The organism is Psychrobacter sp. 1Y10 (genome assembly GCF_052259005.1).
GTDB classification, from domain to species: Bacteria; Pseudomonadota; Gammaproteobacteria; order Pseudomonadales; family Moraxellaceae; genus Psychrobacter; species Psychrobacter saeujeotis.
Genome location: NZ_JBQQES010000007.1, coordinates 178,944 through 188,642, shown reverse-complemented (window position 1 = coordinate 188,642; position 9,699 = coordinate 178,944). Strand labels below are relative to the sequence as shown.

At 41.7% G+C, this 9,699-nt stretch carries 7 protein-coding genes; 3 read left to right on the top strand and 4 right to left on the bottom strand.

Going from position 1 to position 9,699, the window contains the following annotated elements; translation table 11 throughout:
- Window positions 1-220: 220 nt before the first annotated feature.
- Window positions 221-631 carry an OsmC family protein gene (locus tag ACTXGH_RS10560; protein ID WP_439261282.1) on the top strand — a complete coding sequence of 137 codons (411 nt, stop codon included), beginning with the start codon at window positions 221-223 and terminating at the stop codon, window positions 629-631.
- A gap of 385 nt (window positions 632-1,016) precedes the next feature.
- On the opposite strand, the gene ACTXGH_RS10555 is transcribed toward ACTXGH_RS10560, so the two are convergent.
- From ACTXGH_RS10555 to ACTXGH_RS10545, 3 genes are all read right to left on the bottom strand, one after another.
- Window positions 1,017-1,991, bottom strand: coding sequence for a purine-nucleoside phosphorylase (locus ACTXGH_RS10555; RefSeq protein ID WP_439261281.1), 975 nt, complete (start codon window positions 1,989-1,991; stop codon window positions 1,017-1,019).
- A gap of 319 nt (window positions 1,992-2,310) precedes the next feature.
- Window positions 2,311-3,657: a DUF1501 domain-containing protein gene (locus tag ACTXGH_RS10550; RefSeq protein WP_439296433.1), complete on the bottom strand. Its 1,347-nt coding sequence runs from the start codon at window positions 3,655-3,657 to the stop codon at window positions 2,311-2,313.
- A 76-nt stretch (window positions 3,658-3,733) separates the two neighbouring features.
- Complete coding sequence (locus ACTXGH_RS10545) at window positions 3,734-5,218, bottom strand: hypothetical protein (RefSeq protein WP_439296432.1); 1,485 nt, start codon at window positions 5,216-5,218, stop codon at window positions 3,734-3,736.
- A 410-nt stretch (window positions 5,219-5,628) separates the two neighbouring features.
- Between ACTXGH_RS10545 and ACTXGH_RS10540 the strand changes: the two genes are divergently transcribed.
- Both ACTXGH_RS10540 and ACTXGH_RS10535 read left to right on the top strand, forming a co-directional pair.
- Window positions 5,629-6,093 carry a flavodoxin family protein gene (locus ACTXGH_RS10540; RefSeq protein ID WP_439261276.1) on the top strand — a complete coding sequence of 155 codons (465 nt, stop codon included), beginning with the start codon at window positions 5,629-5,631 and terminating at the stop codon, window positions 6,091-6,093.
- 81 nt (window positions 6,094-6,174) lie between these two features.
- Window positions 6,175-6,831, top strand: a complete 657-nt coding sequence (locus tag ACTXGH_RS10535; protein WP_439261275.1) for a DUF938 domain-containing protein — start codon at window positions 6,175-6,177, stop codon at window positions 6,829-6,831.
- A gap of 38 nt (window positions 6,832-6,869) precedes the next feature.
- Here the strand turns inward: ACTXGH_RS10535 and ppc are convergent, their stop codons facing one another.
- On the bottom strand, window positions 6,870-9,650 hold the full coding sequence (ppc, locus tag ACTXGH_RS10530) for a phosphoenolpyruvate carboxylase (protein ID WP_439296431.1): 2,781 nt from the start codon (window positions 9,648-9,650) through the stop codon (window positions 6,870-6,872).
- Window positions 9,651-9,699 lie beyond the last annotated feature (49 nt).

Sequence of the window (9,699 nt, the reverse complement as noted above, 5' to 3'; positions counted from 1 at the left end):
CAGAAGTGAAACATCATCGCGCCAATGGTAGTGTGGCTCCGGCCATGTGAGAGTAGGTCATCGTCAGCTCTCTATTCTAAAAGCCCCCTTTGCATAAGCAGAGGGGGCTTTTTTTTGTCTGGGATTGGGTAGGGCTTTAAGGAATAGCTACTGGTCATTGCTGCTGCATTCTATTACACTATTTCTATATTTAAGTTAACTTCCTTAGAAAGGATAGAGTATGACAACATCAAAAGTAACCTACCAAGGCGACCTACGTACTACTGCCATACATTTGCAATCAAACAATGAAATCATTACTGATGCTCCGACTGATAATCAGGGTAAGGGCGAAGCATTTTCACCGACTGATTTGCTAGCGACCAGCTTAGCCAGTTGTATGTTGACGATTATTGGTATCAAAGCGCAAGATATGGAAATTGATATTGCAGGCACTACGGCTGAAGTGACCAAAGTTATGGCAGCTGACCCCAGACGAGTCAGTGAAGTTCATGTTGCTATTACCTTTAATCAACAGCTTGATGAAAAAACACAAAAGATATTCTATAACACCGCGCTCATGTGCCCGGTTGCGAAAAGTATCCATCCTGATATCATGCAAAAGGTGACTATTGATTCTAAAGAATATTAATTCTAGAAACTAGCACAAGTGATTTTCGATGATGTTAATCGTGTATATCTCGGTACTAATTTGGTGTCAAAGCCGTCGATACAGTGACTGATGTTGTAGCTACTATTGAAGAGAGTCAGTAAAGTGAATATGATCATTATATTACCAAGGCAGCTTGTGGTGTGTGAAATAAGCTTTGCCGTCAGCCTATTTTAGTTAATTATCTTTCACTTTTTCAAATAATTTTAGGTTTAATTGTATAGGGGTAATGCAACGAACCTAAAATGATAAAGCTTGCCAAAACCGAATTCTGGCAAGCTTTACTACTGTTATAACGTTCAAACAACGTTCATGAAGTGCTTTTTTGGAAATGAATCAGCTAGATATAAATCCTGAATCTTGGTTCTTATTTTTGCTCAAGTTTTGGTACACCGTCTTCCCAAACATCCCAGTTATCAACGATATGATCGACAGTTTCTGATCCTACCAATACTATATTTTCCACTGTTTCTGAAAAGCCACCAGCGGTTTCTCCTGGAGCCGGATCTAGGTGTTGAAGGGTAGTCTCATTTGGATGACCTTGATCAAAGTTCACCGCACCACGTAAGCTCATTATCCGCTTAGTCCCTACAGTTCTATCTAGTACTTGCGCTATGGCAGCGGCTTCCATTTCAGTGATCACGTAATCATCTGCGTTATACAGCTCAGTGATATATTGAGCTTGTTTTGACAAGCCTGGACCATGAAAAAACGTATCTCCTGTCATATGAGTTCCTACCGTTATAGCTGGACTACGTCTTGCCTCAGCATTTGGGTATCTCATTCGATAGTCATTGGCTTCTTTTGAATCTTTTAAAGAAACTGACTCACTCAAATGTAGATTCCATTTAAGTAATTCAGGGTTGAGTTGATAGCGACGAATATCCTCATAGCCTTTGCGCGGTGTAAAAGTAGGCGCGCCTTTTTCACCTTCTTCTGCTTTCCAGCGGTGACCTAAGTCATAGTCCACCAGCCAAGATGCCCAGCTGACATCTCCTATAGTACCTTTATTAGGTGGTGTGCCTGCGACGCCACTTAGAATGAAATAACTCTTTGTAAAGTCAAATTTAGGAGAGAGTGTTATTGCTTGCACAGATGCTGAAGATCCTACTTTACCCATGCCTAATACTGACCCACAAACACCCTCAGAGTTACAGTAGACTGGGCTGTGAGCACCTTTTACTTTTATGGGCTTACTATCTGCGAAATATTGATTATACCAATGCTGAAATTCGCCGGCTTTATCTCCACTATTTTCACCAATTTCAAACATCGCGGCGATAAATACTTTTACTTTGATCTCATCTTCAGGAGTTTTAGCTTGCGCACTACTACAGAACATAAGCATGGTAGTAAAAAAGGATAAATAGAAAAAACGTTCTTTTATAAACATGTTTGATGCCTATTTGAAATATGGGGTTCTAGGTTAATTGTTTGATTAGAAGTAGCTAAAATTTCTGCTAAAACTAGGAGAGTTTACTTTGCGTAGAATAACATAATCTGCAAATAGGCTGCAGAGGGCGGTATGCACTACTACTGTTTATTATAAAGGTAATATAACGAACCTAAAACGATAAAGCTTGCCAAAATTGAATTCTGGCAAGCTTTATTGCTGTTATAACGTTCAAACACCTTTCATAAAATGCTTTTTTAAAAACTAATCAGCTAGACATAAAGCCTAAATCTTGATTATTAAATTTATGCAAATTCGGCGCTACCATGGTTAGATTATTATCTGAGACACCAAACCATTTAGCCAAAGTCGCTGAATACTGATCGATAGATGTCGTAGGTAACCACGCACCTTCACCGACATCAATGGCTGTATTTAGACCTATCTCTGGAGCTTGACCATAAAAATCTCTACCTTTTACAGCGCCGCCCATAATGAAATGGTGACTTCCCCAGCCGTGCTCTGATCCGTTACCATAGCTATTCAAAGTTCGACCGAACTCTGACATCGTGAAAGTGGTAACATTTTGAGAAACGCCTAACTCTTCAGTAGCTTCATAAAAACTTCCTAATGCATCATCAAGTAGACGCATCAACGTATCATGTCGCCCAAGTAGATCATTATGTGTGTCGAACCCTTTAAGTTTCACAAAGAATATTTGACGTTTGGCACCCAGCTTATCTCGTGCTTTGATAAGTGATGCTACTGTTTTTAACTGTTGCGCTAATGTATTTTCGGCTGAAAATTCAGTTGAAATAGTTTTTGCGTCTTGGATGGCAGATAACATCATTGATTCATTGGTGGAGTTTGCAACTGTACTGTCATCGGACGAAGTAAATAAACTACTTAGTGCTTCTGAAAAGGTCGTCGTACCAGATACTGATGACCCTTCTTCAATACCTCCAGTAATTTTGAGACCATCAGAGGTAACTGTCAATGGGTTGGTCTTTTCGCCTGTTAGAAATACATTATCATCATCGGTACTGATACAAGAAAACGTTCCATGGGAGTTTTGTTTTATGATTGCATCACCAATTCTTCCACCCCAGCCTTCTCTAAAAGAATCCGACGCGGTGCTTTGCCAGTTTTGTTTTTGATTATAGTGAGCAAATAAGCCTCTGGGTAACGCTACTGATCGATTCTTATACTGATCCATTGAGGTAGGTTGCACTAAAGATCCTACGTTTTGTAAAACTGCCAGTTTTTTTAAGTGAAACAAGCTATTTAGACGCTTAAGATTAGGGTTAAAACCCCATTTTAGACCGCTAGCTAGCTGAGTTGTAGGTATTAAAGGTAGTACATTTGATCGATCTAATGCAATGTCTTGACGTATCTTATGATAAGTTGCATAGCTGGATGTGTCGATAGGAATCAAAGTATTGGCTTGATCATTACCTCCGTCTAATAGGACACAGACCAAGGCTTTATAGTCTGAGCCTGCTGTTGCTGCTCTCGCTTTGTTAGCTGATAAGCCCATAGCCATAGGTGCAACAACACCAGCACCTGCTAAATAACTTAAACGCTGTAAAAAGGCTCTTCTTGATAACTCATTCACAATAACTTTCCTATAATCTTTATTACTTTATTGGGTACTAGACCATTGAACTGCGTTACTACTAATAAAAATATTATTAACTATAATTTTTATTACCTGTGACATTTTGAACAACGACATTGGTCGAAGGATCAACTTTAAAGCTTGCAACTTTAGTATTAGTTTTAGTATTAATATTTCTGGCAATACAATCTTCGCCAAGAGTAATTAGCCAGCTAAAAGATATCGTATTATCTAGTTTAATATTCTGAAACGTACAGTCCTCAAGTAACTTTTCATACTTTGATGTCATAATAACGCGGTTATTATATGTACCACCTTCAACAGTAATGCCTCTAAATGCTTTCTGTTTAGATTTTGATGTCAGCCTGATGTATGGGGCATGTCCATCGTGATTACCTTCTTTGATCATAAGACAGTTACGGATAGTAATATCAAAGTAATTGCGATTATTACGATTGTTATCTTGTATTATGATCTGACGACCTCCAGACGAGTTGCTAGCATTGATAAACTCAATGTCTTCATATAATACATTGCCCCATTGAAGAGAAGAGGTAGGTGGTTCAATATCAGCAAGGTATAAACCGCCATAGGTTGGTGAAGAGTCATTTCGGCTGGGGTTTGTAGAATAGACATATACATCTTTTTTAAACCGAACGACGCCATTTTTAAGCGTTATACCAAAGCCTGATGCGATAGTAAGACAGTTTCTGTTAGATGGACCTATTTTAAAATCACTGGCTTCAAAGTTCATTTCCCCGTTGCCACGTATATATAAGCTGTCGTATATCGCTCCTTCAGAGGTAAAGTTGCTAAACTTACAATCTTTGCCCCATATCCACATGCAATAGATAGAGGTGGCCAATGGGCTGTTAGTGTCAGCATGCTTTATAGTTTGACCTCTAAAATGGATGCCGGTCGCTTGAAAGCCATTTCCTTTTTCACGAACTTCAAGCACTGCCGATCTAGATTTAGCATAAAAGTAGGTTTCACCCGTACCGAACAGCCGAATATTAGGTACTCTAGGCTTCAACGCTACCTCATACCTACCATCTGGAAATATAATGTTCGCCCCTCCGCGCTTAGCTGCATCTTCAAGGGCTTCTTCGGGTGTACTATAATTACCCTTATAATAGATGGTGTCTTGATTAGGGTCAGGGTATACGCCCTCAAAATTTTGAGGAGGCAGTACTTCGCCATCCTTTACAAACATACGATTGTGGTGGTAGGCACGGCCACCATTCATATTGAGGCGCGCATAATGAGCATCTGTAGGGGCAGTAACAGTGATGCTTTTAGAATATCTGTCTCTTGCGGATACCCGTTTGATAAAATCTCTGTTGCTATCGTAATAGGCAATATAAATAAATGTGTCACGACCTCTAGGTTGTTCGCTAGAGATGTTATATTTAGCATTTGGCTCTACTTTAATAAAGTCAGATATATCACAACCACGATTATTAACAACGATACCGTCGCTTCTAACCATTTTACCTTCTGAAACTGTATTCAAATTTAATAAATTATCATTAGCAGATCGATTCTGGCTAATACTCATAAATACTCCGTTTGTTTAACTCAAATTGGCTCAATTACTTAAATTTGTAGGACTACAATATGGTTTCGTTTTACATATGTTGAGAAGTTAACGTTTAATTTTAACTTTGGTATCGCGATTGTGAGTATAGACTAGCTTTATTTCTATAAAACCTGTAACAACTGAAAAATTGTAGTAATCGAGTTTTTGAAACTGTGTCCATTTGCATAAGTCTTATACCTATGTAAAATAGTGTAATGAGATCATTCTATATAACCACTATCACTAACAGGCATAACAACTTGAGCAACCTTGGATCGATAGTATGCAAAAAGTATTCCATAACAATGCTATTGAGTGTCTTTTCCCCAAAATTATCTGTTGTGATATTATTCAAAAAATGACTATTAACCGTTATAAAGGTGATTAATATGGCTACCAAAACCTTACTTATTGTCGCGCATGCGCCATCACCGAATACCGTAAAGCTCGCACAAGCGGCTTATGACGGTGCTAATCATCCTGATATAGATATCAATGTCATTCTAAAGTCGCCCCAAGATACGCAGCCTGAAGATGTATTGGCTGCTGATGCATTATTATTAGGGACGACAGAGAACTTGGCTTATATGGCAGGTTTGACCAAAGATTTTTTTGATCGCTGCTACTATCCGGTGCTCGAAAAAAAGCAAGGGATGCCATTCGCTTTATATATTCGGGCAGGACAAGATGGCACAGGGACCAAACGTGCGCTACAAACGATTACGACGGGGCTACGTTGGGAATGGATTCAAGAAGCACTTATTTTACAAGGCGATTGGCAAGAGACGTTTAGCGAGCAAGTAGAAGAGCTGGCAATGACATTGGCCGCGGGTGTAGAGGCGGGTATCTATTAGGTCAATGTGGTAGGTTGTTGTTGCCTATATCCATTATTGATATCAGTGCTTTATTAAAACAGCATTATAAGGATGGCCGTAGTGTTTAATAATAATTCAGATAATACGCAATCCATTTCTCCAGACGGAATGCCATTTTCGCAAGCGTGTGAAAACAATAAAGCACCTATCTTAGATGTACTGCAAAAAGAGCTACAAGAGCATACTCATGTCTTAGAAGTCGGCTCAGGTACCGGTCAGCATAGTGTTTACTTTGCACCAAGATTGCCACACCTACAATGGCAAACCAGCGATGTAATTGATAATCATCAGGTGATACAAGCTTGGCATAATGCCTATCCCGCATCAAACCTGTATGCACCGTTGGCTTTTAATTTGTTAACAGATTCTATTCCAAAAACTAATACTGACGAACCTTATGACGCTGTATTTACCGCTAACACGTTACATATTATCGCTTGGCCTTTGGTTGAGAGGTTGTTTGAGTTGGTCGGAGAAGCATTACCGTTAGACGGCAAGCTGATTGTTTACGGGCCATTTAATGAAAACGGACGCTATACCAGTGCGAGTAACCAGCAGTTTGATAGCAGTTTGCGCCAGCGTGATGCTGGTAGCGGTATCCGGCATAAAGAAGATATCATCGCTTTAGCCAACACTCACCATTTAACATTAATAACTCAATATCAAATGCCAGCGAACAATCAAATTTTAGTTTTTCAAAAAGTAACCGCTAACTAAGTCAGCGGTTATTTGCGTCTTAATATCAGTATCAAGTTCTAACCAGTATTACGTAGTCCTGCTGCTAGGGCGTTGATACTGCGAATTAGCGGATCTTCTACGGCCAGTTTGTCAGTATTTTCGGCATTATTATTATTAGATTGTCGCATACGCTTTAGTAGCTCGATCTGAATATAGTTGATCGGGTCTAAGTAAGCATTACGCCATTGTAAAGAGGACGCCAGCTCTTGCTGTGTGGACAATAATGAGGTTTGTTCAAGTAGGGAGTTCAGACCAGAGTGGGTCAGTTCGTGCTCTTGCTCGACGGCCTGCATGACTTGTGTGCGTAAGTGTTCGTCTTTACACAGCTGACTATAAGCATGGGCGATATTCATCTCCGATTTGGTAAAAGCCATTTCAATATTGCTGATAAAAACACTAAAAAATGGCCAGTTCTTATGCATCTCTTTCATTAAGTCTTCATTTTGTTTGACACTGTCTAAAGCAGTGCCGACCCCATACCACGCTGGCAGAGTAAAGCGTGCCAACGACCAGCCAAATACCCAAGGTATCGCCCGAATCGTTGATTTGCTTGGTAGACCTTTTTTGCGGTGGGCAGGGCGTGAGCCGATATTTAGTAAAGAAATCTCTTGTACGGGCGTGGCTTCGGAGTAAAACTGGTAAAACCCTTCTGTATTATCTGTCAGTGCTCGATATTGCTGCTCGCCTGCATCGGCCAGATCCGTAAACAGTGCTTCATAGCTATCAAGCTGGGCGGGCTGCTCTACAAAACGTGACGAGCTGGCTTTTAGTGCGCCTGTGATACCCATGGTCAGCTCAAATACCGCCGTATCTGGATTGGCGTACTTGGCATAGAGCACTTCGCCTTGCTCGGTAAACTTGATTTGTCCGTTTAACGTACCAGCAGGCTGAGCGGCGATAGCCTGATGGGTTGAGCCGCCGCCGCGACTGACAGAGCCGCCACGGCCATGGAACAGACGGGTGCTGATGCCGTAATGGTTGGCAATACGAGTGATGGTTTGCTGGGCGCTATACAACTGCCAAGCCGAGGTAATAATGCCGCCATCTTTTGAAGAATCTGAGTAGCCCAGCATAATCTCTTGAATATTGCCTGAGTGCTCAAGCAGCTCGCGATATAGGGGGTTGTCCAGTACCGTTGGCATGATTTTATCGATGTTTTTGAGGTCTTCGATGGTCTCAAACAATGGCGCTACCGGCAAGGCGGCAAATAAGTGTCCGTCGTCATCGATACCAGATAAACCAGCAAAACGCATCAGCAGCAGTACTTCTAGCAGCTGACTGGCGTTATTGGTCATGGAGATGACATAGCTGCCAAAGGTATCGTCGCCGACCAGTTTGCGCAGTTTGGCCACTGATTGCATCAATGCCAGCTGCTCACGGGTTTGCTCGCTTAAATTATCGGTATAAATCAGCGGCGTGCCTGGTTTTTGTAGTAGGCGGGTTAGCCACTCTTGGCGCTCTGCTTCGCTTAGCGTTTTATAATCGGGCAAGTTGGAGGCATTGGCAAAAATATCGGCAATGACCTCGCCATGATAGCCTGAGTCTTGGCGAATATCGAGCGCGGCCAGATGAAAGCCGCAGGTTTTGACCAAGCGGATGGTATCTAGTAGCAGCCCTTCGGCATGTGCACTATCATGTGTGTTGACGCTTGTACGGATAAGACGTAAATCATCCAATAGCGCAGTCGGTGACAGATAAGCATTTTGTGCTGCATTCTCGTCTGTGCCTTGGCTTTGGATATGCTGGTTAGTGGCTTTTATTTTAGCGAGGATAAGCGACAACAATCTACGGTATGGCTCATGGTTGTAATCATCAGGGTTGTAACAAAAGACCTGTTGCTCCAGCTCGCTATAGTCTTTAATTCGCTCATAAATCTCGGGCGCGATGGTAACAATGCTATCGCTATGGATCAGCTCACGGCGCAGCTTTCGGATCAATACTTGATAATGGCGCAGCACAGTATTGGCATGCATCAACACTGCCATTACCGTGGTTTCATGAGTGACAAAGGGGTTGCCGTCTCTGTCGCCACCAATCCAAGAGCCAAAATTGACAAAAGCGGGCAGCGCATAGTCACTAAGCTCTGGATAAATCTCTACGATCGCGTCTTTGATATTGCGATAGACTTTAGGAATAGCGGTAAAAAGACTGGCGTTAAAATAATGCAAGCCATTATTGATTTCGTCATAGACCAAAGGCTTGCGAGTACGGACTTCATCTGACGACCATAGTAGATCAATGGTTTCGGCCGTTTTTTGTTTGGCCTGCTCAAAGGCAAGGCTGCCCTCAGGGTAAGTGCTCATGGCATCCGTGTGCTCATATAACGTTTGCAAAATATTCATCGTCGTACGGCGGCGCGCTTCGGTAGGATGCGCGGTAAAAACAGGCATAAATTTTAATTGATCAATCAGCTCTTTGATTTGTGCAGGTTCAATCTGACGCTCGCGGCACTCTGATAAAGTGCGACGAAAGGAGCCTTCCCAGCTTTGGTTCGACTCTGCACGCATCGTGCGGCGCTGTTCTCGCAAAAAGTTTTCTTCGGTTAAGTTTGCCAAAAAAAAGTAAATAGAAAACGCGCGAATGACGTTTTTTAGTGTTTGATTGTCTAGTGAAGCGATAAGCTCGATAAGTTGTTGCTTTTGTCCTTCATTATGCTCGCGGCGCTCTTGAATAAAACCTTGGCGTAAGGTCTCAATGGTATCTAACGTCTGCTGCCCAGATTGACGAGAAATGGCCTCACCCAAAAACGATCCTAATAGTCTAGTGCGCGCACGCAATACCTCATTATCTAACAACATAGCTATCCTTATTAATGAAAAATAGGGAATATACCCAGCAAAACCGTGC